The 25,573-nt window shown below is 66.1% G+C and carries 24 protein-coding genes and 1 pseudogene; 7 read left to right on the top strand and 18 right to left on the bottom strand.

Going from position 1 to position 25,573, the window contains the following annotated elements; translation table 11 throughout:
• Nucleotides 1-28: 28 nt before the first annotated feature.
• A complete protein-coding gene (locus tag AL755_RS00860) occupies nucleotides 29-778 on the bottom strand; it encodes a response regulator transcription factor (protein ID WP_054009304.1) in 750 nt (249 codons plus the stop codon).
• Nucleotides 779-1,004: 226 nt separating this feature from the next.
• Between AL755_RS00860 and AL755_RS00855 the strand changes: the two genes are divergently transcribed.
• Nucleotides 1,005-1,694 (top strand): hypothetical protein, encoded by a 690-nt coding sequence (locus AL755_RS00855; protein ID WP_054009303.1) that lies wholly within the window; start codon nucleotides 1,005-1,007, stop codon nucleotides 1,692-1,694.
• 20 nt (nucleotides 1,695-1,714) lie between these two features.
• On the opposite strand, the gene AL755_RS00850 is transcribed toward AL755_RS00855, so the two are convergent.
• Genes AL755_RS00850 through AL755_RS00840 form a run of 3 tightly spaced genes read right to left on the bottom strand, consistent with a single transcriptional unit; the run spans nucleotide 1,715 to nucleotide 5,027 of the window.
• Nucleotides 1,715-2,221, bottom strand: coding sequence for an amino-acid N-acetyltransferase (locus AL755_RS00850; protein ID WP_054009302.1), 507 nt, complete (start codon nucleotides 2,219-2,221; stop codon nucleotides 1,715-1,717).
• A 4-nt stretch (nucleotides 2,222-2,225) separates the two neighbouring features.
• Nucleotides 2,226-2,981: a TMEM175 family protein gene (locus AL755_RS00845; RefSeq protein ID WP_237762441.1), complete on the bottom strand. Its 756-nt coding sequence runs from the start codon at nucleotides 2,979-2,981 to the stop codon at nucleotides 2,226-2,228.
• A 33-nt stretch (nucleotides 2,982-3,014) separates the two neighbouring features.
• Nucleotides 3,015-5,027 (bottom strand): amidase, encoded by a 2,013-nt coding sequence (locus AL755_RS00840; RefSeq protein WP_054009301.1) that lies wholly within the window; start codon nucleotides 5,025-5,027, stop codon nucleotides 3,015-3,017.
• A 176-nt stretch (nucleotides 5,028-5,203) separates the two neighbouring features.
• Here AL755_RS00840 and AL755_RS00835 point away from each other — a divergent pair, with 176 nt between their 5' ends.
• The 3 genes from AL755_RS00835 to AL755_RS00825 are packed head-to-tail and all read left to right on the top strand — an operon-like array spanning nucleotide 5,204 to nucleotide 8,364.
• Entirely contained in the window at nucleotides 5,204-6,697 is a 1,494-nt protein-coding gene (locus AL755_RS00835; protein ID WP_082368780.1) for a purine-cytosine permease family protein, read from the top strand.
• Nucleotides 6,698-6,708: 11 nt separating this feature from the next.
• On the top strand, nucleotides 6,709-7,296 hold the full coding sequence (locus AL755_RS00830) for a TetR/AcrR family transcriptional regulator (RefSeq protein ID WP_054009300.1): 588 nt from the start codon (nucleotides 6,709-6,711) through the stop codon (nucleotides 7,294-7,296).
• 57 nt (nucleotides 7,297-7,353) lie between these two features.
• Nucleotides 7,354-8,364, top strand: a complete 1,011-nt coding sequence (locus AL755_RS00825) for an agmatine deiminase family protein (RefSeq protein WP_054009299.1) — start codon at nucleotides 7,354-7,356, stop codon at nucleotides 8,362-8,364.
• 113 nt (nucleotides 8,365-8,477) lie between these two features.
• On the opposite strand, the gene AL755_RS00820 is transcribed toward AL755_RS00825, so the two are convergent.
• The 5 genes from AL755_RS00820 to AL755_RS00805 form a co-directional block, all read right to left on the bottom strand.
• Nucleotides 8,478-10,967, bottom strand: coding sequence for an ATP-dependent Clp protease ATP-binding subunit (locus AL755_RS00820; protein WP_054009298.1), 2,490 nt, complete (start codon nucleotides 10,965-10,967; stop codon nucleotides 8,478-8,480).
• A gap of 473 nt (nucleotides 10,968-11,440) precedes the next feature.
• Nucleotides 11,441-11,773 (bottom strand): histone-like nucleoid-structuring protein Lsr2, encoded by a 333-nt coding sequence (locus AL755_RS00815; RefSeq protein WP_054009297.1) that lies wholly within the window; start codon nucleotides 11,771-11,773, stop codon nucleotides 11,441-11,443.
• A 94-nt stretch (nucleotides 11,774-11,867) separates the two neighbouring features.
• Nucleotides 11,868-12,017, bottom strand: a complete 150-nt coding sequence (locus AL755_RS23565) for a hypothetical protein (RefSeq protein WP_192841604.1) — start codon at nucleotides 12,015-12,017, stop codon at nucleotides 11,868-11,870.
• 13 nt (nucleotides 12,018-12,030) lie between these two features.
• Nucleotides 12,031-13,479: a lysine--tRNA ligase gene (lysS, locus tag AL755_RS00810; protein ID WP_054009712.1), complete on the bottom strand. Its 1,449-nt coding sequence runs from the start codon at nucleotides 13,477-13,479 to the stop codon at nucleotides 12,031-12,033.
• Between the two features lie 147 nt (nucleotides 13,480-13,626).
• A complete protein-coding gene (locus AL755_RS00805; protein ID WP_054009711.1) occupies nucleotides 13,627-14,613 on the bottom strand; it encodes a LacI family DNA-binding transcriptional regulator in 987 nt (328 codons plus the stop codon).
• Between the two features lie 200 nt (nucleotides 14,614-14,813).
• Between AL755_RS00805 and uriH the strand changes: the two genes are divergently transcribed.
• From uriH to AL755_RS00790, 3 genes are read left to right on the top strand one after another with little or no spacing between them, the layout of a single operon-like run.
• Nucleotides 14,814-15,812 carry a uridine-preferring nucleoside hydrolase UriH gene (uriH, locus tag AL755_RS00800; protein ID WP_237762440.1) on the top strand — a complete coding sequence of 333 codons (999 nt, stop codon included), beginning with the start codon at nucleotides 14,814-14,816 and terminating at the stop codon, nucleotides 15,810-15,812.
• A complete protein-coding gene (gene uriT, locus AL755_RS00795) occupies nucleotides 15,809-17,233 on the top strand; it encodes a uridine transporter UriT (RefSeq protein ID WP_054009296.1) in 1,425 nt (474 codons plus the stop codon). Before uriH ends, uriT begins: the two co-directional genes overlap by 4 nt.
• A 45-nt stretch (nucleotides 17,234-17,278) precedes the next feature.
• Complete coding sequence (locus AL755_RS00790) at nucleotides 17,279-18,211, top strand: ribokinase (RefSeq protein WP_054009295.1); 933 nt, start codon at nucleotides 17,279-17,281, stop codon at nucleotides 18,209-18,211.
• A 167-nt stretch (nucleotides 18,212-18,378) separates the two neighbouring features.
• Here the strand turns inward: AL755_RS00790 and panC are convergent, their stop codons facing one another.
• The 9 genes and pseudogenes from panC to folE form a co-directional block, all read right to left on the bottom strand.
• Nucleotides 18,379-19,293 (bottom strand): pantoate--beta-alanine ligase, encoded by a 915-nt coding sequence (gene panC, locus AL755_RS00785; protein WP_054009294.1) that lies wholly within the window; start codon nucleotides 19,291-19,293, stop codon nucleotides 18,379-18,381.
• A 41-nt stretch (nucleotides 19,294-19,334) separates the two neighbouring features.
• Nucleotides 19,335-20,261: a Rossmann-like and DUF2520 domain-containing protein gene (locus tag AL755_RS00780; RefSeq protein WP_054009293.1), complete on the bottom strand. Its 927-nt coding sequence runs from the start codon at nucleotides 20,259-20,261 to the stop codon at nucleotides 19,335-19,337.
• A complete protein-coding gene (locus AL755_RS00775; RefSeq protein WP_107503774.1) occupies nucleotides 20,254-21,927 on the bottom strand; it encodes a PH domain-containing protein in 1,674 nt (557 codons plus the stop codon). Before AL755_RS00775 ends, AL755_RS00780 begins: the two co-directional genes overlap by 8 nt.
• Nucleotides 21,924-22,463 (bottom strand): PH domain-containing protein, encoded by a 540-nt coding sequence (locus AL755_RS00770; protein WP_237762439.1) that lies wholly within the window; start codon nucleotides 22,461-22,463, stop codon nucleotides 21,924-21,926. Before AL755_RS00770 ends, AL755_RS00775 begins: the two co-directional genes overlap by 4 nt.
• Nucleotides 22,456-22,965 (bottom strand): DUF3180 domain-containing protein, encoded by a 510-nt coding sequence (locus AL755_RS00765; RefSeq protein WP_054009291.1) that lies wholly within the window; start codon nucleotides 22,963-22,965, stop codon nucleotides 22,456-22,458. The genes AL755_RS00770 and AL755_RS00765 overlap by 8 nt, the downstream gene beginning before the upstream one ends.
• Before the next feature lie 98 nt (nucleotides 22,966-23,063).
• Nucleotides 23,064-23,597 (bottom strand): 2-amino-4-hydroxy-6-hydroxymethyldihydropteridine diphosphokinase, encoded by a 534-nt coding sequence (gene folK / locus AL755_RS00760; RefSeq protein ID WP_054009290.1) that lies wholly within the window; start codon nucleotides 23,595-23,597, stop codon nucleotides 23,064-23,066.
• Complete coding sequence (gene folB / locus AL755_RS00755; RefSeq protein WP_054009289.1) at nucleotides 23,594-23,974, bottom strand: dihydroneopterin aldolase; 381 nt, start codon at nucleotides 23,972-23,974, stop codon at nucleotides 23,594-23,596. The genes folK and folB overlap by 4 nt, the downstream gene beginning before the upstream one ends.
• A pseudogene (gene folP / locus AL755_RS00750) lies at nucleotides 23,971-24,920 on the bottom strand (dihydropteroate synthase). The gene folB and the pseudogene folP overlap by 4 nt, the downstream one beginning before the upstream one ends.
• A gap of 10 nt (nucleotides 24,921-24,930) precedes the next feature.
• A complete protein-coding gene (gene folE / locus AL755_RS00745; protein ID WP_192841607.1) occupies nucleotides 24,931-25,491 on the bottom strand; it encodes a GTP cyclohydrolase I FolE in 561 nt (186 codons plus the stop codon).
• Nucleotides 25,492-25,573: the final 82 nt, after the last annotated feature.

The following is a 25,573-nucleotide window of genomic DNA, read 5'->3' as shown; positions in this document are numbered from 1 at the left end:
TCCCGCCCTCCCGGGGAAAGGCATGGACCTACTTGGCCGCTTTGAGCACATAGCCCGCACCCCGCACAGTGTGGATGAGTGGCGCCCGGCCGGCGTCGATCTTCTTCCGCAGGTAGGAGATGTACAGTTCCACGATGTTCCCGTGGTCCCCTCCCGTGGAGTGCCACACGTTGTCAAGGATCTGTCCCTTGCTGACCACGGTCCGGGCGTTGTCCATCAGGTAGCGGAGCAGTTCAAACTGTGTGGTGGTCAGCGTGATCTCGTCCCCGCCCCGGCTGACCTCCCGGGTGTCCTCGTTGAGCACCAGGTCGCTGACCACCAATTCGTTGCCGCCCAGATCGGCCAGGCCGGAACGGCTGATGAGCCGGTACAGGCGCAGCAGCACCTCTTCCATGCTGAAGGGCTTGGTCACGTAGTCGTCGCCGCCGGCCACCAGGCCGTCCACCCGGTCCTGGGCGGAGTCCTTCGCCGTCAGGAACAACGCCAGCACGCCCGGCTGGAAGCTGCGGATGCGGGACAGCGCCTCCACGCCGTCGAAGGTGGGCATCATGACGTCCAGCACCAGGATGTCGGGCTGGAATTCCCGCGCCTTGCGGACCGCCTCGGGCCCGTCGGCGGCGAGTTCAACGCTCCAGCCGGCCATCCGCAGGCCAATGCCCATCAGCTCCGCCAGATGAGGGTCGTCGTCGGCGACGAGCGCCCTGATGGGGGACCCGTCGGGATGTGAAAGTGTGCGGAGCTGATCGAGGAATGCGTCCCTGCCCTGGAGTTGTGCCATGCCTCCATCCTCCTTCGCGTCCGTTACGCCATCTTAGGCGCAGGATGTGCGCAAGCTGTGTGAACCGGCCCCGGAGTTTGCCGGAATGACGCGGGCGGCCGGGGCAAGTCACAGGAACGGATGCAATCCGGCACAGCTTGGATTAATCCTTGCCGAGCAGCATGGAGTTAGCCACACCGGGAGCAAGCGACGTCCCGGACAGGATAAACAGTGAAGGAAAACAGCCATGACTCAGCAAGCCCCCCACCAGCCGCTCCCCCAGCCCGCACCGGCGCCCGGCACCGCACCGATCATCTACCCGCCCACCGACCCTGCCGGCACCTCTGCCGCATGGGGCGCGGCCGGCACGCCCCGGCCGGGCGGCAAACTGCGGTGGACGCGCAAGAACACAGCCCTGGCCATCGGCGTCGCCGTGGTGGTTGCCGGCGGCGGCGCCGCGGCCGTCCATGCGGCGGCAGGTTCGGCCGGCACCACCTCCGCATCCGGCCAGCTTGCGGGCGGCCAAGCCCTTCCGGGCGGCGGCACCGGCAGCGGGACGGGCGGCGGAACGGGCGCCGGCGCCATGATGGGCGGTGCCGGCCTGGCCACGGCCCTGCACGGGGAATATGTGGTCTCCGACGGCGGCAGCTACGTCACCATGCTGACCCAGACGGGGGAGATCACGGCCGTCAGTGCCACGTCCCTGACCGTCAAGAGCGCCGACGGCGTCTCGCTCAGCTATGCCCTGGGCACCTCGACCACCGTCAGCAAGGCGGACACGAGCCAGTCCACGCAGGGCGGCCCGCCCGGGGCAGGCTCCGTGACCCAGGGATCCCTCACCGACCTGGCGGTGGGGACCACGGTGCGGGTCAGCGCGAGGAAGGACGCCACGGAAAACAGTGCCGAGACTGTAGTGATCACGACGGCGGGCCAATAACGGTCCGCGGCGGCGGGCGTTTAGAGGTGCCGGAGCATGCGGGTGTTGCCGAGCGTGTTGGGTTTGACCCGGGCCAGGTCAAGGAATTCGGCCACGCCTTCATCGGCGGAACGCAACAGTTCGGAGTACACGGTGGGGTCCACGGCGCTTTGGTCGGCCATGACCTCGAAGCCGTGCCGCACGAAGAAGTCCACTTCGAAGGTCAGGCAGAAGACCCGGCTGACGCCGACGGCCCGCGCCTGCTCGAGCAGGCGTTCCACCAAGGTGTGGCCAATCCCTTGGCCGCGCAGGGAGTTGGCCGTGGCGAGGGTGCGGATCTCCGCGAGGTCCTCCCACATGACGTGCAGGGCGCCGCAGCCGACCACTGCGCCGTCGAGCTCGGCGATGAAGAACTCCTGGATCGACTCGAAGTACGCCACCGACTCCTTGGAAATCAGGATTCGTTGCTCGGCCAGCGGCGCCACCAATTCCTTGATGGCGTATACGTCTGAGGTGCGGGCGGGGCGGATCGACAGGGCAGAAGTCACCCGTTCAGTCTAAGACCCCGTCCCGGCCGGCGGCGTCAAGGCGGGCGGACTCGGCCCGGACAAACTGGCGTTTCCGGTACTTGTCCAAGGCCACCGAGACCGGGATGATCAGGATCCATGAATACAAGGCAAAGTCGGGCCGGATGAACGCCACCGGAATGGACAGCACGAATACCACCCAGGCCGGATCCTGCCCCCGCAGCACCAGCCGGTACATGGGGTAGTCGACCCACGGGTGCATCAGGCCGGCCCGGTAGGCATGCCGCCACAGCCAGTTCAGGCTCAGGAAACTGCCCGAGATGGTCACGGCATAGATCACCGGCGGCCAGGGCGATTGTGAATTTGCCTCAAACAGCAGCGAGGTGGGCACGGGCAGGAACACCACAAAGAACAGCGCCACGAGGTTGATGACCTGCAGCCCGGCGTCGTAGCTTTTGATCGCGTTGAACAGCCGGTGGTGGGAAATCCAGAGGCGACCCACCAGCACAAAACTCAGGATGAATCCGGCCAGCGGGTCGCGCTGCTCCAGCAGGATCCGGTTGAGCTGGGCTCCCGTAATGTCGGCCGGCATGGCGGGCAGCTTCAGATCGAGCACCAACAACGTCATGGCGATCGCGAACACGGCATCGCTGAAGAACACCGTCCTGTCGGTGTGCGCACCGTGGCGCAACCGTGCCTCGTGCTCCGCAATCAGCTCCGCATGCTTCGCCGGATCTGATTGCGGTGCGACGTTCCTGCGACTTCCCCGATGGCTGCCCACAAGCCCAAATCTAGGGGATGCGCGCGGCGCTGGCTACAGTTCCATAAATGCCCCCGCCGCCAATCCGTTTGGTTCGACGACGTGCACCACCACGAGTGCCCGGCTGGCCAGCGGGTTCCCGCCGATCTCCTGCGGTTCGGCTTGCGCGGGCAGTACGGCCGACGCACTCCAGGTGCCACCCGTGCGGATGGCGGCCGCGGGCACCCCGTTGATGGTCAGGTGCAGTTGGGCGTCCGGATCGGCGGTGACGGTTCCCCGGACGTTGACGAGCCGGGCACCCTCGTTGAGCGGGCCGTCCGCGAAGCTCGCGGCGACGGTGAGCTCCGGTGCGACGGCGTCGTCGGACGCTGGCCGGGACTGGCGCGGGCAAAAGGTGTCCGACGGCAGCGGCGGGGCCAGCGGTGCCGCCCGGCGCATTGACCCGGCAGCCTCGAAGGCGTAGCCGTAGGCGAGCAGGGCGTTGTCGTCGTAGGCGGCGCCGGCGATCGTCAGCCCCACGGGCATGCCGGTGTCGGCCATGACGCCCATGGGAACCGTGATGCTGGGGATGCCAAGGTGTCGCAGGACGTAGTTGGCGTTTGAGTAGAACACGCCATTCTTCCAGGCGAGGTCCGCGGGCTCGACGTTCAGGTCGGAGTCCGCCAGTGCCACGTCGGCGTTCGCGGGGAACACGATTCCGTCAAGGCCTTCCGCACGCAGCCAATCCTCGAACCATTCCTTGCGCATCGCCTCCAGCGCCCGCAGTCCGTCCGCGAATCCGGGCAGGGATCCAAGATCGGGCACCCCGTCGGCCGCCATCGCCACGACGTCCCGGTACCGGTTTTCGTAGTCGTCGACCTCGGAATACCTGTCGGGCAGCCCGCCCGGCGGGTTGGGGAAGATCCGCGCATGGTCAACGTCGGCAAGGTGGTGGAGGGCCGGATCGCCGTTGATGCGCAGGAACGCGTCCCACCCGTAGGTGATGAATTCATTGAACTCGTAGTCCATCCACGGCTTGGGGAGGACGCCCAGCTTCCCCAGCTGCTCCCCGCCCGGCATGGCGCCTTCGTACTTTTCAACGACGGGCAGCGCCACCTCGACCACCGTGGCCCCCAGCGATTCGAGCCTGGTGCGTGCGTTCTCCCAGAGCGTCAGGATCGATTCGCGCACGTCGATGGGGAAGGCCGGGTCCTTGCCCAGGTACATTTTTGGCACGCCAAAGGTTTTCCCCGCCAGGGAGCGTGCGTCTTCCAGGGCGCGGTAGCTCTCCGGGCGGACCTCGGATGCGGCGGGCAGGGTGACGGCCCGCTGCTCACGCCAGAAATCGCCCTCGGTCTTCTCGTCGTCGACGACGATCACGTCAAGAAGCGCCAGCATGTCGGCCATGGTCCGGGTGTGGGGCACCACCACGTCGCGGGTGGGGAACAGCGGCCAGTTGCCGCGGATGGAGAGGACCCCGCGCGAGGGCGTGTAGGCGCACAGGGAGTTGTTGGAGGCCGGGCTGCGGCCGGAGGAGACGGTCTCCTCGCCCATGCCAAACACTCCGAGGTTGGCGGCCGTGGCAACGCCGGAGCCGTTCGAGGAGCCCGAGGCGTACGCCGCCGCCAGGTAGCCGGAGTTGTAGGGGCTCTCGGCCCGGCCGTAGACGCCGCGCTGCATTCCGCCGTCGGCCATGGGCGGCATGTTGGTCTTGCCGATCAGGACGCCGCCGGCGGCCCGGATGCGGGCCACGGTGAATGCGTCGTGGCCCGCCACAAGGTCCTTGAATGCCGGGGACCCGCCGGCCACCGTGAGGCCCTTGACCATGTAGCTGTCCTTGACGGTGAACGGGACGCCTTCCAGCGCGCCCGCCACGCCGGCACGGCGGCGTCGGTCTGAGCGCTCCGCCTCCGCGAAAATGTTCGGATTCAGGACGGGGATGGCGTTCAGCCGCACCCCCGAACGGTCATAGCCACCCACCCGGGCAAGGTAGCTGCCAACGAGTTCGACGGCGGTCACGGCGCCCCGGTCCAGCGCGTCCAGGACCTGGTCAATCGAGGCCTCAAAAAGGTTGAACGGTGCAGTCATCGTTGGGCACTCCTTGGAATTTCCATGTGTACGGGCAGGTCTACGCAGCGTGTTTGAACTGCGTATCTGCTAGGAAGTGTAGCCCAAAAACACGATTGACTGGATTTTCAGTTAATGCTAATTTGTAATCCACATCACCATGTGACCCACTTAACAATTTCTGCGGAAGGACTGCCATGACGGAAGTGCCACGAATCCTGGAAGTAGAGCATTTGCAGCAGGACAAGCCCGCCGGAAGCGACAAGTTCGGGCAGATCGAACAGGCCGGTGTCGAGTACCTGCCCGAGGAGTCCCGGCATTCCTCGCCCCGAAACGTCTTCTCCGTGTTCGTCGGCGGAAACCTTGCGTTCTCGGTCATTATCTTCGGCTGGCTGCCCATCACTTTTGGACTGAATTTTTGGCAGGCCGTGACATCGGCCGCGGCAGGCCTCGTCCTGGGCTTGCTGATGATCTTCCCCATGACGCTCCTCGGGCCGCGGACGGGAACCAACAACCCCGTCTCCAGCGGCGCCCACTTCGGCATCCGCGGGCGGTTGATTGGCTCCGGAATCACCCTGCTTTTCGCCATCGCCTACGCGGCCATCGCCGTCTGGACGTCAGGGGAGGCGCTGATCGTCGGATTCAACCGCCTGTTCGGCACCCCTGACGGACAGAGCGCGCTGATGGTCGGCTACGCGATCATCGCCGTCGAGATTGTCGTCATTGCCCTTTTCGGCCACGGCACCGTGGTGGCCATGCAGAAGTTCGTCATCCCGGTGGCTGCTATCCTGCTGATCGCCGGCGTCATTGCCTTCTCCCCGCATTTTGATCCGACGGCCGTACACACCGGCTACCTCATGGGCGGCTTCTGGCCAACCTGGCTCTTTGCCGTGACCATCTCCATGGGCGGCCCGCTTTCCTATGCACCATCGCTTGGCGACTACACGCGCCGCATCTCCCGCAAGCGTTTCAGCGACCGGCAGATCGTCGTAGCGGCCTGCGGCGGCATCTTCCTTGGCCTGTTTGCGGCCGCCGTCTTTGGCGCCTACACGGCCAGCACTTTCGGCAAACTGTCCGCATCCTATGTGGCCGACCTGATCCACTACGCGCCCGTCTGGTACGTGGTCCCGATCCTTATCCTGGCCCTCGCCGGCGGCCTCGGCCAGGGTGTCATCAACATTTACGCAAGCGGCCTGGACCTGGAGGCCATCATTCCGAAACTGAGCCGGACGCAGACCACGCTCATCACCTCCGGCATTGCCATGGCGGTCATGTACCTGGGCGTTGTCTCGGCCAACGCGATCAATTCGATCACCGGCATGACCGTGCTCCTGAACGCCGTCGCCGGATCGTGGATCGCCATCAACGTGGTTGGCTTCTTCATGGCCCGCAAGGGCGTCTACGATCCGCACGACCTCCAGGTCTTCAGCACCGGCTTCAAAGGCGGCAAATACTGGTTCACGGGCGGCTGGAACCTGCGCGCGGTGGTCCCCTTCGCCGTCGGCTCCGTGGTGGGGCTGCTGATCGTCAGCAACGACTTTTATGCCGCACCCTGGGCAAACATCGCAGGAGGCGTTGACATCAGCCTGCCGGTCGCCGCCGTGGTGGCTGGCGCCCTGTATGCGCTGTCGATACGGTTGTTCCCGGAGGGCACAGCCGCCACATCCGTTGGCGCTGGCAAAGAATCTTAGGAAGGCACAACGTGGCACTGGATAACCAAACGCGCATCCTGGAGGCGTGCAGCAGCTGCATCGCCGAGAACGGCGTGCGGGGAATGCGCGTCCAGGACGTGGCCAGGAAGGCCGGGGTTTCCTCGGGCCTCCTCTATTACCATTTCACCGACCGCGACGGGCTCCTGGCCGCAACCCTGGAATACGTCAACGTCTCCTCGCTGGCGGACCACGGCACAGCCGCCTCCGGTGACACCGGATCATTCGGCGCCATCCGCACCTTGCTGCTGGATGAGATCAGGGACGACGAATCCGTGCGCGCCAAGTCGATCGTGTGGAATGAAATCCGCGCCATCGCCGTCTTTGAACCCCTGCTTGCCGAGCACCTGGCGAACTCCACCAAGGTGTGGCAGGACCATCTTGCCGGGCTGTTGACGCAACAGTCGGGGATCCCCCAGGAGCGGGCCGATGAAATTGCGCTGCTGCTGACGGCGCTCGTCGAAGGATTGTCCGGACGCTGGCTTTCCGGCCTCATCACCACGGAGGAGGCCCGGGCCGCCCTGGGCCGCGGCCTGGACAGCACCCTGCCCCGGGAAATCCTGACAACTACAAGCCAATAACCAACGGAACCTACCGTTGGTTGAATCAAAGGAGACAAGCCAGTGAGCCACTGGAAAATGCCAAGCGAATGCGCGCCGCAGGAACGGATCTGGATGGCGTTCCCGCCACTGGGGGAAACCTTTGGCGCAACGGATGAAGACGCCGCGCAGGCGCGCACGGCCTGGGTTGCCGTGGCCCACGCCGTCCTCGAATTCGAGCCCGTCACCATGCTGGCCGATCCGCGGGACGCGGCACTGGCCCGCGAGCTGCTGCACGCGGACATCGACATCGTCCAGGCACCGCTCGACGATGCCTGGCTGCGCGACGCCGGCCCCACGTTCGTGCTCGACGAACAGGGTGCGCTGGGCGCCGTCGACTGGGTTTTCAACGGTTGGGGCCAGCAGGAATGGGCCACGTGGGAGAAGGATGCCAAGCTCGGCAAACTGGTTGCCGAACTGGCAGGCGCGCAGCTCATCGACTCCCCCATGGTCAATGAGGGAGGCGGCATCCAAGTCGACGGCGAAGGCACGGTGCTGCTCACCGACACCGTGCAACTGGACAGGTTCCGCAATCCCGGCATGTCCCGCAACGCCATCGAGGCCGAGCTGGAGCGCACCCTTGGTGCCACGTCCGCCGTCTGGCTGCCGCGCGGCCTCTACCGGGACACACAGCGCTTTGGCACCCGCGGGCACGTGGACATTGTCGCCACCATCCCGGCACCCGACACCATCCTGCTCCACCGCCAGCACAACCCGGAACACCCCGACTTCTTCCTGTACGACGTCGTCCGGGCCGCCATCGAGGACTCCACGGCGCCCGACGGCCAACCGTGGCAGGTGCGGGACATTCCGGCCCCGGCCGTGCTCAAGGACAACGACGGTTGGGTCGACTACAGCTACGTCAACCACCTGGTGGTCAACGGCGGCGTCATCGCCTGCTCCTTCGACGATGAAAATGATGCCGTGGCCGCGCAAATCCTGGCGGAGGTGTACCCGGGGCGGAAGGTCGTCACGGTCGATGCCCGGGAGATCTTTGCCCACGGCGGCGGCATCCACTGCATCACCCAGCACCAGCCCAGGTCCGCCTAGCCGTTGAGGGCCCAGATAGTCCACCGTTAAAGCCGTTGAGAGGCCAGATAATCCTTAGATTATCTGGCCTCTCAACGTGTTTACGGGGGTGTGCCCCCGCAACTTTGGGACTGTTATGCGGAAGCCGTGATGGCGTCCGGGATGTTCGGCTTGGCCGTGCCGACGAACGTGAACTGCGCGTCGTCGCCCTCGCCCTCGACATCAACGGCCACGATGTCGCCGCTCTTGATCTCGCCGAACAGGATCTTCTCCGAGAGGTGGTCCTCGATCTCGCGCTGGATGGTCCGGCGCAGCGGCCGGGCACCCATGGCGGGGTCGTAACCGCGTGTAGCCAGCAGGACCTTGGCGGCCGGCGTGAGCACGATGCCCATGCCCTTGTCCGCCAGACGGCCCTCAAGGCGTGCCACCATGAGGTCGACGATCTCGATGATCTCGTCCTGGGTCAGCTGCGGGAACACCACGACGTCGTCAACACGGTTGAGGAACTCGGGGCGGAAGTGCTGCTTGAGCTCTTCGGTGACCCGTGCCCGCATCCGGTTGTAGCCGGTCTGGGTGTCCGAGCCGGAGTTGAATCCGGTGGAGACGGACTTGGAGATGTCCCGCGTACCGAGGTTCGTGGTCATGATGATGATGGTGTTCTTGAAGTCCACCACCCGGCCCTGGCTGTCGGTCAGGCGGCCGTCCTCAAGGATTTGCAGCAGCGAGTTGAACAGGTCCGCGTGGGCCTTCTCCACCTCGTCGAACAGGACCACGGAGAACGGACGGCGGCGAACCTTTTCGGTCAGCTGCCCACCCTCTTCGTAGCCGACGTAGCCGGGAGGGGCACCGAACAGGCGGGACACGGTGTGCTTCTCCGAGTACTCGGACATGTCCAGCGTGATCAGGGCGTCCTCTTCACCGAACAGGAACTCGGCGAGTGCCTTGGCCAGCTCGGTCTTGCCGACGCCGGTGGGGCCGGCGAAGATGAACGAGCCACCGGGGCGCTTGGGATCCTTCAGGCCGGACCGCGTGCGGCGGATGGCCTGCGAGATGGACTTGATGGCCTCGTTCTGGCCGATCACGCGCTTGTGCAGTTCGTCTTCCATCTTCAGCAGGCGCGAGGACTCGGCCTCGGTCAGCTTGAAGACCGGGATGCCGGTGGAGTTTGCCAGAACCTCGGCGATGAGTTCCTCATCGACCTCGGAAATGTCATCAAGTCCGCCGGACTTCCACAGGCGCTCCTTCTCGGCGCGTGCCGTGATGAGCTTTTGTTCGTCGTCGCGCAGTGCCGCGGCGCCCTCGAAGTCCTGGGCGTCAATGGCGTCTTCCTTGCGCTTCTTGACCGCGGCAATTTCGCCGTCCATGGCCTTGAGCTCCGGCGGAGCCGTCATGCGACGGATCCGCAGGCGGGCGCCGGCCTCGTCGATCAGGTCGATCGCCTTGTCCGGCAGGAAGCGGTCACTGATGTAGCGGTCGGCCAGCGTCGCGGCCGCCGTCAGGGCGCCGTCGGTGATGGACACGCGGTGGTGTGCCTCGTAGCGGTCGCGCAGGCCCTTGAGGATCTCGATGGCCAGCGGAACCGTGGGTTCCTGCACCTGGATCGGCTGGAAGCGTCGCTCAAGTGCGGCGTCCTTCTCAATGTGCTTGCGGTACTCGTCGAGCGTGGTGGCACCAATGGTCTGCAGCTCGCCGCGGGCCAGCATGGGCTTGAGGATCGAGGCCGCGTCAATGGCGCCCTCGGCCGCACCGGCACCTACCAGCGTGTGGATCTCGTCGATGAACAAGATGATGTCGCCGCGGGTGCGGATTTCCTTGAGCACCTTCTTCAGGCGCTCTTCAAAGTCGCCGCGGTACCGGGAACCGGCCACCAGGGAACCCAGGTCAAGCGTGTACAGCTGCTTGTCCTTGATGGTTTCCGGGACGTCGCCGCGCACAATGGCCTGTGCCAGGCCTTCGACGACGGCGGTCTTGCCGACGCCGGGCTCGCCAATCAGCACGGGGTTGTTTTTGGTTCGTCGGGAGAGGACCTGCATGACGCGTTCCATCTCCTGCTCGCGCCCAATGACGGGGTCGAGCTTGTTTTCGCGCGCAGCCTGGGTCAGGTTCCGGCCAAACTGGTCCAGCACCACCGAACCGGCCGGGGTGCCTTCCTGCTGCTGGCCTCCGCTGGCCACGGGCTCCTTGCCCTGGTAGCCGGAGAGCAGCTGGATGACCTGCTGGCGCACACGGCCCAGATCGGCGCCCAGCTTCACCAAAACCTGTGCGGCAACGCCTTCACCCTCGCGGATGAGGCCGAGCAGGATGTGCTCGGTGCCGATGTAGTTGTGGCCAAGCTGCAGGGCCTCGCGCAGCGAGAGCTCCAGCACCTTTTTGGCGCGCGGCGTAAACGGAATGTGGCCATTGGGAGCCTGCTGGCCCTGCCCAATGATCTCCTGGACCTGCTCCCGGACACCATCAAGTGAGATGTTTAGGGACTCCAGCGCCTTGGCGGCAACACCCTCACCCTCGTGGATGAGTCCGAGCAGAATATGCTCGGTGCCGATGTAATTGTGGTTGAGCATGCGGGCCTCTTCTTGGGCCAGCACAACAACGCGTCGGGCTCGATCGGTAAATCGCTCAAACATTTTCGCCACACTCCTTTTACTGCGTACCTTGATGCTACGCAGTGCCGGGCCGTCGTGGGGGCTTGTTCGCCACAGGGGAAATACCGGCCGTTTCCCGCCGGCCTCCGCGGGGACGACGGCGGCCCCGCCGGGGCGCCATTCCGGGCCCTGGTTGGGTGTCTCGCGGCCACAGCCTGGCGCGGTCCGCCTAGGCCGGCACGCACCCGGCTTCCGACGAGCCCGGACAGTCGGGGACTCTGAGCAGGATCGTCAAGAGTCCCGGCAATTTCCGGTTATATTCCTAGGCAATTCACAGAAATGCAGCCCACTGCAATTACTCCATTGAATTGGGCGGGAAATATGAAATCAGCCGGGTGGTCAATATCACCCACCATCCGGTTAATGGCGGCCACTTAAACGAACGACGGCGGGATCCTCCCCAAGGAATCCCGCCGTCGTTCATGCCCTATGGGCCATCCCAAAAGTTTTGGGGACTAGCCCTGTGCGGCGTAGTAGGCGTTGCGAATTTCAGCCTGGATACGGCCGCGCTCGTGCACGTCGTAACCGTTTTCCTTGGCCCAAGCGCGAATTTCACCTACGTCGCTCTTACCCTTGGGTGCAGCTGCGGGGCCGCGGCCACGAACTGCGCGGCCACCGGCGCGGCGCCCGGCGTCAATGAATTTTGCCAACGCGTTGCGCAATTCCTCGGCGTTGTTGGCGGAGAGATCAATCTCGTAATTGATCCCGTCAAGTGCAAACGTGACGCTCTCATCTGCGGGGCTCTGGTCAATGTCGTCGACAAGGGTGACATGAATCTTCTGTGCCATGGGGAAATCGCCTCACGTAATGTTGGATGATTGCTTCAACTAAATTATGCTGCGAAATCCGGTCCGCGTCAAAGAATTATTGCCGAAACTAATATCAGGGGTGCTCTGAGTTGTGCTCGGACTCTTGTTCAGCCCGCGCAAGTGCCTCACGTTCCGAACGGTCGGCATTGAAAATCGCCTTCATGGCGAAGTAAAAGAGAACGCCAACGCCCAACGAAGGGACGATAACTGCAACATATTCCATAATCCTGCCGCTCCTACTCGGGTTTCATCAGGGGAAAGAGGATTGCCTCACGGATTCCCACACCGGTAAAGAGCATGACCAGGCGGTCAACACCCAAACCGAGTCCACCCATGGGCGGGGCACCATATTCAAGGGCACGTAAGAAATCTTCATCTAGCTGCATGGCTTCGGGGTCGCCGGCCGCCGCAGCCAGTGATTGCTGCGTAAGCCTTTCGCGCTGGATGACGGGGTCCACCAGTTCGGAGAATGCCGTTCCCGTTTCCTTGCCGTCAATAATGAGGTCCCACGCCTCAATGAGGTTCGGGTTGTCCCGGTGCGGGCGGGCCAGCGGCTGGGCGGAGGGCGGGTAATCACAAACAAAGGTGGGCTGAATCAGGGTTGGTTCAACAATTTCGCCAAACAATTCCACGACGAGCTTCTCGGCGTCCCATGCCTGATCAATTTTCACGTCATGGGCAACCGCAATGGCGCGCAATTGTTCCGCCGTTGTTTCGGGTGTGATTTCCTGGCCGACACCCTCGGAAAGTCCCTGGTACACGGGAAGCCACGGCCATTCGCCGTCGAGGTTAATGGTTCCGCGTTCGGTTTCAATGCTTCGGGAACCCACGGCATCCGCCGCAGCCAAAATGATTCGCTGCATGATTTTCGCCATGCTGAATTGGTCGCCGTAGGCTTCATAGGCTTCCAGCATGGTGAATTCGGGGCTGTGGGTTGAATCAACGCCCTCATTGCGGAAAATACGTCCCACTTCAAACACTTTGTCCATGCCGCCCACCACGGCACGCTTCAAATAAAGTTCAATGGCAATGCGCAGCGTCATGGGCTGGTCAAAGGCATTCAGGTGCGTCCGGAAAGGCCGTGCGGCGGCGCCTCCGTGAATGAGCTGGAGAATGGGGGTTTCCAGCTCAATGTAATCCTCGCCGTGGAGGGTGTCGCGAATAGCTTTGACAATGGCGGAGCGGGTCTTAACCTGCTCGCGCGCGGTATCGCGGACAATCAAGTCAACATATCGCTGGCGCACGCGCATTTCCTCGGAAAGGTCGGCGTGCAGTACGGGCAGGGGGCGCAGGGCCTTGGACGCCATGGCCCAGGAATCGGCCATGATGGAAAGTTCGCCGCGGCGGGAGCTGATGACCTCGCCCTTGACGAACACGTGGTCGCCCAAGTCGACAAGTGCCTTCCAGTCGGCCAGCGGTTCCTCGCCCACGTTGGCCAGGGACAGCATGACCTGCAGGCGCGTTCCGGCACCTGATTGCAGCGTGGCAAAGCACAGCTTGCCCGTGTTGCGGACAAACACGACCCGACCGGTGACGCCGACGATCTCACCCGTGGTGGAATCGGCTTCCAATTCCGGGTACTTGGCCCGGATTTCCTCCAGGGTGTGGGTCCGGCCAACACCAACCGGGTAGGCCTGCCCACCCCGTTCAAGCAATTTGGCACGCTTATCCAATCGGACAAGCATTTGCTCTGAAACGTCGCTGGGTTCGAGGGTCACGGTATTTTCTGCGCTCACAATCGATTAGTTTAGTTGGTGAATCTGGGTGAATCCTCCGCGTTTCCGTTGAGGAGGCGGATTACCCTGCCCAGGTCATTGGGCCGGCCCGGCCACTCAGTCCGGACCCGGCGCCACCGTGGAGCCGCGGACCACCAGGGTGCCTTGGAGCATCAGCCTCGACGCCGGGATGTGCTCCCGGTCCAGCAGCCGGAGCAATTGCTCACCGGCAGCCTTTCCCAGTTCTCCGGCGGGAAGCCTGAGCGTGGTCAACCCGGGGTTGGAGGTTTCCGAATAGGGCAGGTCGTCAAAGCCTGTTACGGCCAGCTGACCGGGCACGTCCAGCCGTGCCACGCGGGCTTCCTGCAGCACCCCGTAGGCGTGGGTGTCGGTGCAGCAGACGACTGCGGTGACGCCCAGTTTCGCCCAGGCCGGCCAAGCCCCGGCGAAGGCCATCGCGGCGGTGCCGACGTCGATCGTGGTGGCCTCCGAGGCCGCAACGCTCATGCCCAGGGCCTCGGCCCGGCGGGAAAATGCCTCGCGACGCACCCTGAACGTCTCGGTGCCGGTCACGCTGTCCAGGTACGCCACGGTGCGGTGGCCGAGGCTGCCCAGGTGGTCCGCGAGCATCTCGGCACCGCGGGCCACGTCAAAGTTCACCGAGGGGGCGTCACTGGCCACACCGGCCGCATCCAGCAGCACCATGGGGCCGGCGGCGGGCAGTTCGGCCAGGAATTGCGCGCTCGGCGCGTCCACGAGCAGGCCGGCGGGCCGCAGCGAGAGCAGGTTCCGCACGTCGGCCGACGACGGGGTCTGGCCTGCATCGGTTACCGAGAGCAATAATTGGAACGAGTCGCCGATGGCCTCACGGACCCCGGCGATCACCTTGGCAAAGAAGGGGTTGGAGACGTCCGGTGCAACCAAGATCACAATGTTGCTGCGACCCTTGGCCAGCGAACTGCCCAATCCATCCACCACATAGCCCAATTCGGCGATGGCGGCTTCGACCTTGGCAATGTTCTCCGCCGACACCCGGCCGGCCGTCTTGCCGTTGGTTACCAGCGAAACCGTAGCGGCGGAGACCCCGGCACGGGCGGCAACCATCGAGGCAGTGGCACGGGCCGCGGATGCGGCCGGAGGCGCCGTGATGGGTGCTTGAGCTTGGTGCATTCATCGATACTATCGCGTCAAGCGCTTGACGAACATCACGTTAAGCGCTTGACGTGCCAAGGATTTCAATGTCAAACTGGGCTGTAATCACCCCCGGCCCTTTAGTATCGGCCCCAAAGACGTGGAGAATTAGAGTGAACTCGGCACTGCACACCCCCGCCGGCAACGAATCCGGCACCGCCACCGCACCCCGGAAGATCATCCTGGACTGCGACCCCGGCCACGATGACGCCGTCGCCATCCTGCTGGCCCACGGCAACCCGAACATCGAACTGCTTGCCGTGACCACCGTCGTCGGCAACCAGACGCTGGCCAAGGTGACCCGCAACGCCCTCTCGGTCGGCACCATCGCCGGCATCACCGGCGTGCCGTTCGCCGCCGGCTGCGACCGCCCCCTGGTGCGCACCATCGAGAACGCCCCCGACATCCACGGCGACAGCGGCATGGACGGCCCCGCCCAGCCCGAGTCCAAGATCGAACTGGACCCGCGCCACGCCGTCGACCTCATCATCGAAACGATCATGGCGCACGAGCCCGGCTCCATCACCCTGGTCCCGACCGGCGGCCTGACCAACATCGCCATGGCCGCCCGCAAGGAACCCCGCATCGTTGAGCGCGTGAAGGAAGTCGTCCTGATGGGCGGCGGCTACCACGTGGGCAACTGGAGCGCCGTGGCCGAATTCAACATCAAGATCGACCCCGAAGCCGCTCACATCGTATTCAACGAGAAGTGGCCCGTCGTCATGGTCGGCCTCGACCTGACCCACCAGGCGCTGGCGACCCCCGACGTCGTCGCCGCGATCGAAGCCGTCGGCACCAAGCCGGCCAAGTTCGTCATGGAACTCATGGAGTTCTTCACGAAGACCTACAAGGACGCCCAGGGCTTCGACTACCCGCCGGTCCACGATCCGTGCGCCGTGGCCTACGTGATCGACCCGACGGTCATGACCACCCAAAAGGTCCCGGTGGACATCGAGCTGACCGGCACCCTGACCCTGGGCATGACCGTGGCCGATTTCCGCGCCCCCGCCCCCGCCGACTGCAACACCTCGGTCGCCGTCAAGCTGGACCACGAGAAGTTCTGGAACATGGTCACCGACGCACTCGTCCGGATTGGTGAAGTGGAAGCATGAGCAACACGATGATCAACAAAACCTCCAAGGCAGCCAGCGTCACAGCCTTGATGGTGGCCCTGCTGGCCGCCTGCGTCGCCTTCCAGCTCAACGCCTCCATGCTCAGCCCCGCGCTGGTCACCATGGGCGAGGAACTGCACACCAACCAGGCCGTGATCGGCCTGTCGCAGACCTGGTTCTTCACCGCGGCCGCCCTGTTCTCCCTGTTCCTGCCCCGCCTCAGCGACATCATCGGCCGCAAGAAGGTGCTCCTGGGCATGATGATCCTGATGGCAATCGGCTCCGCCGTCTCCGCCATGGCACCGGACATCACCTGGCTGTTCGTTGGCCGCATCATCCAGGGCGTCAGCGGCCCCACCGTGCCGCTGGCCCTGATCATGCTCCGTTCCGAGGTCCGGGACCCGAAGAAGTACGGCGTGCTGATGGGCCTCATCACGGCCGTCAACGGCGGCATCGCCGGTATTGACTCGTTCGTGGGTGGTTTCATGGCCCAGCACTACGGCTTCCGCAGCATCTTCTGGCTGATGGTGGTCCTTGGCGCAGTGGCCGCAGCTTTGGTGGCCTTCCTGGCTCGCGAATCCAAGCCGTCCGAGGGCACCAAGATGGACTGGTGGGGCGTGCTGTTCATCGTGGTCGCCGTCGGCGCCCTGCTGACCGCGCTTAACCAGGCCTCGACCCTGCTGGGCGGATTCGACGCCGGCATCCTGACCCAGGCCATCGTCCTGATCGTTGTCGCCGTGATCGCCTTCATCCTGTTCTGGAACATGGAAAAGCGTTCCAACCACCCCATGGTGGAGATCGTGCACCTGCGCCAGCGTTCCACCTGGGCCACCCTGCTGACCACCACCTTGACCATGACCGGCATCTTCGCCGTGATCAACGGCATCGTGCCCGCTTTCGTGCAGGCGGCGGACCCCGGCTTCGGGATTGGCGCCACGGAAATGTCGCTGCTCATCCTGACCCCGTACGCGCTGCTCGGCTGGGTCTTCGGCCCCATCACCGGCCGCCTCGCACCCACCCTCGGCTACACCACGGTGCTGCGCATCGGCATGATCGGCTCCCTGGTGGCCCTGGCCATCATCGGCTTCTTCGGCCTGCACAACCTGGGCCTGCTGATCACCGGAACCGTGCTGCTGGGCATCATGTACGCCGGAACCGTGAACATCATGCTCAACGGCCTGGGCGTGGTCCACTCCCCCAAGGGCAACCCCGGCTTCCTGCCGGGCATGAACGCCGGCGCATTCAACCTGGGTGCCGGGCTGAGCTTCCTGGTGCTGCCGGCCATCCTGGTGGCCGCCGGCTCCATGGGGGTCGTGGCGTCCTACACCACCGTCATCGTTGTGGCCCTCGTGGTCACGGCGCTGGGCCTGGCCGCTTCGCTGCTGATCCCCAAGCCGGTTGACGCCGAAGTCCACGCCTAAGCCCGCGCAACGCACACTGCCGCCGACAGCCTTGAAAGGCATGCCATGAATTCCCGACGCATCATTGTGGCCGGTTCACTGAACGCCGACCTGACCATCTACACGGACCGTCTGCCGCAGCCGGGCGAAACCCTGCACGGCAACGGATTCGCCGTCAACCCGGGCGGCAAGAGCGCCAATCAGGCAGTGGCCGCCGGCCGGCTGGGCGGCAACGTCACCTTGATCGGTGCCGTGGGCCAGGACGCCAACGGCGACATGCTGGTGGCTTCCACGGCAGGTGCCGGCGTCGACGTCAGCCACGTCCGGCGGGTCACCGAGCCCACCGGCGTCGCCGTGATTTCCGTGGACAGCCACGGGGAGAACAGCATCATCATCTCCTCCGGCGCCAACGGCACCCTGGCCCCCGCCTCGATGGAACCGGCCCTGTTTGCCGGGGCCGGCGTCGTGTGCCTGTGCCTGGAAGTGCCGTTTGAGACGGTGCAGGCTGCCGCCCAGGCCGGGCACGACGCCGGCGCAACGGTTTTGCTGAACCTCTCGCCCTACGCTCCCGTGGCGGATGAGCTGGCGCGGCTGACCGACGTCCTGCTGGTCAACGCCCACGAGGCCTCGCAGTTCCTGGGCGGCGCCTCAATGCCCGGGGCCGACGCCCCGGTGGGCGACTGGCGCGACGCCGTCGAACTGTTTGCCGGGCGCGGGCTCAAGCAGGTCCTGGTGACGCTGGGTTCCGCCGGTTCGGTGGTGCTGGATTCGACCAACCCGGCCGAACCCGTGGTGCGCATTGCGCCGACGGTCGTGACCGCGGTGGACACCACGGGTGCCGGCGACGCCTTCACCGGCGCGGTCGCCGCACGCCTTGCGGCCGGGGACTCCCTGGTTGCCGCGGCACGCTTCGCGTCCGTGGCCGCCGCCCTGGCCGCTACCCGCAAGGGCACGCAGACCGCGTACCCGAGCGCCGACGAGGTTGCCGCCAAGCTGTAACCCCCGTTGAGGGCCCAGATCATCCCTTGCACCAACGTTGAGAGCCCAGATAATCCTTGGATTATCTGGGCTCTCAACGTTGCTTTGGGCCCACGCGCCCGAGGGACCCGACACGAGCTTGCGAGTGTTGGGAGGGTGCGGGGATTATCTGGGCTCTCAACGTTGGGTTAGCCGAGGGGGAGGTTGTCGATGAGCCGGACCGGGCCCACGGTGGCCGCCACGAGCGCCAGCGCCTCACCCGTGAAGGGCGTGTCCTGGCAGTTTTCGGCACGGACGGCGAGCGTCTGTGGGTCCACGACCTCCAGGTAGTCCAGTTCCACGCCGGGTGCGCTGCGAATCAGTTCCGCGGCGGAAGCGACGTCGAGCGGTTCGTGGGCCGCGGCCCGGCCGGCCAGCAGCCGCAGCGCCCGCGAGAGCACCAGCGCGGATTCGCGCTGTTCGGCGGACAGGAACCTGTTGCGGCTGGACAGGGCCAGGCCGTCGTCGTCGCGCACGGTAGGGACGCCGACAATGTCCACCGGGAAGTTCAGGTCGGCCACCATGCGCCGCACCAGGGCCAGCTGCTGTGCGTCCTTCTGGCCGAAGTAGGCGCGGTAGGCGGGCCGGCCGGCCGCGTCCGGTGCGGCAAGCCCGGTCTCCGGGCGTCCCACGTGCAGCAGTTTGGCCACCACGGTCAGGGCCCCGTCAAAGTGACCGGGCCGTGAAGCGCCCTCATACAGGTTCCCGAGCGGGCCAGCGGTCACGCGCACGGCCGGTTCGCCGCCCAGGTACATCTCCGCCACGGACGGGGCAAACATGATGTCCACCCCGGCGGCGTCGAGCAGGGCCAGGTCCGCCTCCGTGGTGCGCGGGTAGCGCGCCAGGTCGTTGGCATCGCCAAATTGCAGCGGGTTCACGAAGACGCTGGCCACGACGACGTCGTTCGCGGCCACCGCGGCCGCCGCCAGCGTGGCGTGGCCCGAGTGCAGCGCACCCATGGTGGGCACCAGCCCCAGCGTGCCGGCCCCGCCCGGCGTTGCCGCCAACAGCGCGGCGCTCACGGCTTTCAAGTCGGCAAGGGTGGTGACCAGGGTGATGCTCATGTCAATCGCTTTCGTTGGTGCGTACTTGTTGGTGCGTGGGGTCAGGAGGCGGGATCGACGCCGGTGTCCGGGCCGGCGTCGTCTGCGGAAAGCGCGTCACGGACCGCCTGGAAACTTGCGGCGGAGAGCAGGCCGCGCCGGGCCGCCCGGGCCGCCGTGGCCGAGGACAACGCGACGTAGGCGTCGATGATGTCCGGGGATCCGGTGTCGAGGGAGTGCTCGCGCAGGGCCTGGGTGTGGGCGGCCACAGTGCCGGCGTCGCCGCGCGCCACGGGACCGGTCAGCGCCGACTCCCCGGAGGCGAGGGCGTTCTCCAGGGCGGCGCGCAGCAGCGGACCGAGCACCTGGTTGGGCGCCTCCACACCAATGTCGCCGAGGATCTGGGCCGCCTGGGCCACGATCGAGACCATATGGTTTGCCGCGTGCGCCAGGGACGCGTGGTACAGGACGCGGTCGGCCTCGGCGATGACCACGGGCTCGGCACCCATTTCCACCACGAGGGCCTGGGCGATCGGCAGCATGGCGGGCTCGGCGGTGATGCCGAAGGTGCAGTCGGCGAGCCGGGTCAGATCAAGGCTCATGCCGGTGAACGTCATGGCAGGGTGGAGCGCCAGGGTGATCGCGCCGGCGGCCTTGGCCGGGGCCAGCACGCCGATGCCGTAGCGTCCCGAGGTGTGCGCCACGAGCTGCCCGGCCTGCCAGGCGCCGGTCTTGGCGAGGCCGGCAACCAGTTCCGGGAGGGCGTCGTCGGGCACGGCCAGCAGCACCAGCTCGGAGCGTTCCACAATGTCCGGGATCTCCAGCACCGGCACGCCGGGCAGCAGCAGTTCGGCACGGTCGCGGGAAGCATCGGATACTGCCGAAACGCCGACGACGGCGTGTCCGGCCGCGCGCAGGGCGGCGCCCAACACGGCACCAACCTTGCCGGCGCCAATGATTCCAACGCCAAGGCGTCCAGGCTTAATCACCACGTTGCTGCTCCTGTTGGGGTGAAATGAAGGGATCGGACGCGCCGCCATCGACAGGCCCGGCGGCCCGCCGTCCGCGACGTGGTGGCGCCGGCGCCGGAGCCGGAGCCGGCGCCGGTGGTGAGTCGACCACAAGAGCCTCGACATGGGGCCCCAGGCGCGAGAGGTCCCCGGCCGAGCTTGCGAGACTGGGAAGTGTCTGGGGATCGTCTGCAGGGGCCAGCCAGTGCTCGGCGGAGTGGATGCGGCGGGCGACGGCGGCGCGGGCGGCTTGTTCGTCGAAGAGCCGGCGGCCGGCGTCGACGGCCATGTGGTGCACCACGGGCCGGATGGGTCCCACGGTGGAGTGGAGTTCGAAGTTGACCAGGCCCAGGGCGGCCATGAGCGGGCCCTGGTGCAGGCTCAGCGATTGGGTGCGTTCGTGCGGGACCACTTCGAGGCGGCGGAAGAAGATGCCGTGCCGGCACAGCAGGGCGGTGTCGGTGGCCCGGTAGGCGTTGTAGCGCCAGGCGAAGGGGTCGATCCAGATCGCGCTGCGTGGCGAGTGGACAAAGCCGTGGCGGTTGCCGGGACCGCGCAGCCCGGCAGCGAACACCTCGCGGGGGTTGTCCACGCCCGGGTTGGGGAAGACGAGGGCCAGCACGGCCATGACTTCGTCGAGTTTTCCGGCGGGCAGCAGCACGGTGCGGGAACGGTTTTCGGCGCCGCCGGAGCCGTAGCCCGCCACGTTGACGTGCAGTTTGTACCAGCCAAACGGCCGCCAGAGCGGGCCCTGGCTGATGCCGACGGCCTGCACGCGGCCCGGCGGGATGGTCTGGGCCCGGGTTTCGAGCATGCCGTAGTGGAGCCGGACGCCGTCGGGGGAAACCGCCACCCGGAAATTGAAGTCCCCCGTGATGGACCTCCAATAGGAGGCGCCGAGGCCGATGAAGATGGGGACGAAGCCGATCAGCACGCCGGGTTCCCCGCTCCACACGGTCAGGGCGATGGCGCCGGCCAGGACCACGAGGACCGCGCCGCTGAGGCTGCTGAACACGACGGAGCCGATGATCCGTCCGGGCGACAACGCCAGCACGTGCTGTTCGGGCGCCTCCGTGACCCGGGCGGGCGCCTGCGGGTCGATCGCGACGCCGGCGGCACGGGCCAGGATGGCCGCCCGCAGCCGCTTGGCCTCGTCAAGCTTGAGGAAGGACAGCTTGAACGCCGATTTGCCGCCGTCGGCCACGTCAAACTTCAGCTCCGCGAGCCCAAACGCGCGCGCCACGAGCGGCTGGACCACGTCGATGGCCTGGACGCGGTCAATACTGGCACGGCGTTGCTGGCGGAAGATGATCCCGGAGTTGATGTTCACGTGGTGGTCGGTGACCTGATAGCGGGTGAACCGCCAGGAGAGGAAGAAGCCAATGCCAAAGACGACGACGGCGGCCCCCACCACGGCGAGGATCACGCCAACGGGGGCACTGAAACCGCCACCGTTGGGCCCGCCCGAGAACAGCGATTCGAGGGAGTTGCGGCCAAAGATGAACAGCACCGCGGCCACGGCGACCCAGCCGCGCACCAGCGGGGAGACGGGGTGGACCCGGTGCCAGGAGTCAGCGCTGTCGGTATGGAATCCGGTGCCGGGCAGTGCGCCGGCGGTCCCGGGTAGCGCCGCGTGCTCGCTCACAAGCCGGCCAGTTTCGCCTCACCGCGGGCGGACAACTGCTCGCGGAGCCGGGCGGCCTCGGTGGCCGGCAGCCCGAAGATCATGGCGTTGGTGCCCGGCGAGGCGGTGTGCAGGTGGATGGTGCTCAACCCCAGGATCCGCTCCAGCGGGCCCATCGTGACATCCACGTATTGCATGCGCCCGTAGGGAACCACCATGATCCGGTGGAACATGATGCCGTGCCGGATCAGCAGGTCGTCGTTGCGTTCGGCATAGCCGATGGCGTGGACCTGGCGGGGCACCAGGGCAAGGACCCACAGGACGATTGCCAGGACCGCGGCGGGCACGGCCCAGGCCAGGACGGCCGGGTAGCTGTCCCACACCCCGGTCAGGTGCAGGACCAACGGCAGGGCCGAAATGGCCAGGAACACCAGCCCGCCGATTCCGCGTTGGATGAGGCGGGCGATGATGAGTTTGTTGGAGACCCGCAGGAAGGTGACGTCCCCGGGGTCGATGGCGCTGGTGTGGACAGTGCCGGAACCTTGTGGCCTAGGCAAATTCCTCGTCCCCCCGTCCTTCATGCTTTTCGCGCAGCTTGGTTGTATTGTCCGGGTCGTTGTCCTCGGGCGGAATCTTGCAGAAGCGCTCCACCATGAGGCCCACGGCCACCATGACGATGCCGCCGGCCAGGAGTGCCACGATCCGCCAGATCACGCCGAGGTCCGGACGCAGCCCAAGGGTGGGCAGCTGGTCCAGGATGATGCCGGCGTGCCAGCCAAACAGGACGGCACCGGCGTACGCGCAGGCCTGGGCCAGGACCAGGGTGCGGGCGGCCAGCAGCGGGTCCAGGAACTTCTTCCGGTTCCCATCCCGCCAGCGGCGCACCTTCAGCCCCAGGATCAGGCAAACCACCACGATCAGACCCATCGTGATCAGGGAGCTCAAGGGAAGCACGGGAAGCGGCTGGCTGGCGCGGCTGGTCAGTTCCGTGGCCAGGAAGCCGGCCGCGGCCAGGACGACCGTCACGGCTATCAACCATGCAGGCCTGATGGTCCGCATTGTGCTCCTCATTTTTCCCTCACCGATTTGCTCTTGCGTTTTCTACTTCAACCGTACAGTTCTTTCACCAGCCCGGCGCCGGGTTTGGCGGCCGAAACCTAGGCCGGCGGGAACTCCCCGCCCAGGGATTCCAGCTCGGCGTGCTCGATGCCGGGCATGTCCGCGGCGTCGGCGGCCAGGGCTGCCACGGAACGGCCCGCCAGGGTGGCGTTGGGTTCCATGAGCGACCACGGGTACAGCACGAACGCCCGTTCCGCGGCGCGCGGGTGCGGCAGTGTCAGGACGGGATCGTCGCTGTGCAGTTCCCCGTAGCAAATGATGTCCACATCCAGCGTGCGGGCACCCCAGCGGACCTCCCGCACCCGGTGGTGGGCCAGCTCCACGGCCTGGCAATGGGCCAGGAGCTCGTACGGATCCAGCGTGGTGTCCACGGCGATGACCATGTTCAGGAAGTCGGGCTGCCCGGCCGGGCCGCCCACCGGCTTGGTGGAGACCACCGGGGAGACGTCTCGCAGGCGCACCTCGGGGCGGTCCACCAGATCGCCGACGGCGGCCGACAGCGTGCCGCGGCGTTCGCCCAGGTTGCTGCCAAGCGCCAGAATGACCCGGGTGAGCGGTCGGACTGGGGTCATGACCGGCCCCGGTACGCGGTGATGCTCACATCGCCGAAGGGCACCTGGATGGGCGCCTTGGGCTTGTGGACCGTCACCTGGACGCCGGAGATGCCGGGGAAGCCGTCGAGGATGGCCTCGGCAATGCGCACCGTGAGGGTTTCAATCAGGTCGAAGGCGTCGCCGCGGATCAGCGCCGCGATGACCTCGGCCACCTCACCGTAGTGGGCGGTCTTCGTCAGGTCGTCGGTGGCCGCGGCAGCGGAAATGTCGGTGTGCAGCACGGCGTCGACGATGAAGGGCTGGCCGTCGCGTTTTTCGTGGTCAAAGACACCGTGGTACCCGATGGCGGTGATGCCGGTGAGCGTGATGATGTCCGTCTGTGCGGGGGCGCTCACTGGGCGTCCCGGGCAGCGAGGCGGGCGGCCCGGCTGCGCTTGCCGGCCAGCTGGCGGGCGGCGACCTTGGCGGCGTCAAGGCTGGCGCCGACGTCGTGCACGCGCACGCCCCAGATGCCCTGGGCGGCGGCCAGCGCCGTGGTGGCCGAGGTGGCGTCGTCGCGCTCCTTGGGCGCGGCGGCCTTGCCGGCCGTGGTCAGCAGCGAGCCGAGGAAACGCTTGCGGGACGTGCCCACCAGGATCCGGTTGCCCATTGCGGCGACCTGGTCGAGGTTGGCCAGCAGCTCCCAGTTTTGTTCGGCGTTCTTGGAGAAGCCGATGCCCGGGTCGAGGATGAGCATTTCGGGCTTGACGCCGGCGGCGTAGAACCGTTCACGCACCTCGCCAAGTTCCTTCACGACGTCCTCGACGACGTCGTCGTACTTGGTCAGTGAGTCCATCGAGCGGGAGTTGCCACGGCTGTGCATGAGCACGTACGGCACCTGGCGTTCGGCGATCAGGGCGATCATGTCCGGGTGGACGTGCATGCCGGAGACATCGTTGATCAGTGCGGCGCCGGCGTCGAGGGCCAGGGCGGCGGTGGAGGCGTGGCGGGTGTCGACGCTGATCAGGGCGCCGGCCTTGGCGAGCGTCTCGATGACGGGCAGGATGCGCTGCTGCTCCTGGAGCTCGTCGACGTCCTCGGCACCGGGGCGGGTGGATTCGCCGCCGACGTCGATGATGTCGGCACCGCCGTAGAACATGCGCAGGCCGTGCGCGATCGCGGTGTCCATCGAGTTGTACTCGCCGCCGTCGCTGAACGAATCGGGGGTGCAATTAAGAATCCCATCACCACGGTGCGGTCGGTGGGCAGGCCGGCAAACGCGGCCACGGCCGTGCGCGCCCGGAGCACGGGCAGGGGTGAGGTGGCCGGACCGGTGCCCGGGGCGGCTGCGAGGGAATCCATTATGTGTTTGTTACCTTCCGAGGATCAGGCTCATGGCTTCGGCCCGGGTTGCAGGCTCGTGAAGCAGGCCGCGTACCGCGCTTGTCACGGTTTTGGCCCCTGGTTTGCGCACGCCGCGCATGGACATGCACATGTGTTCGCATTCGATGACGACGATTGCGCCGCGTGGTTTGAGGTGTTCGACGAGGGAGTCGGCGATCTGGCTGGTCAGCCGCTCCTGGACCTGCGGGCGCTTGGCGTAGATGTCCACGAGCCGGGCCAGCTTGCTCAGCCCGGTCACCTGGCCGTCGGCGGACGGGATGTATCCGACGTGGGCGCTGCCGTGGAACGGCACCAGGTGGTGTTCGCAGGTGGAGTAGAACGGGATGTCCTTGACCAGGACCATCTCCTCGTGGGAGATGTCGAAGGTGGTGCCCAAGACGTCGGCGGGGTCCTGGTGCAGGCCCGCAAAGACCTCGGCGTAAGCCTTGGCCACGCGCTTGGGGGTGTCTTCGAGTCCGCTGCGGTCGGGGTCCTCCCCGACCGCCAGCAGGATCTCCCGCACGGCGGCCTCAATGCGGGGCAGGTCCATGTGCCCGCCGTGGCCGTCGGTGGCGGCCCCCTTGGCTTCGGGGGCCGCTGCGGAAATTTCGTCGTTGTAATTGGTCACGGAT

Origin of the sequence: Arthrobacter sp. ERGS1:01, assembly GCF_001281315.1 — a bacterium.
GTDB lineage: Bacteria > Actinomycetota > Actinomycetes > Actinomycetales > Micrococcaceae > Specibacter.
Note: the sequence above shows the minus strand (reverse complement) of the source record. Positions and strands in the feature narration are given on the sequence as shown.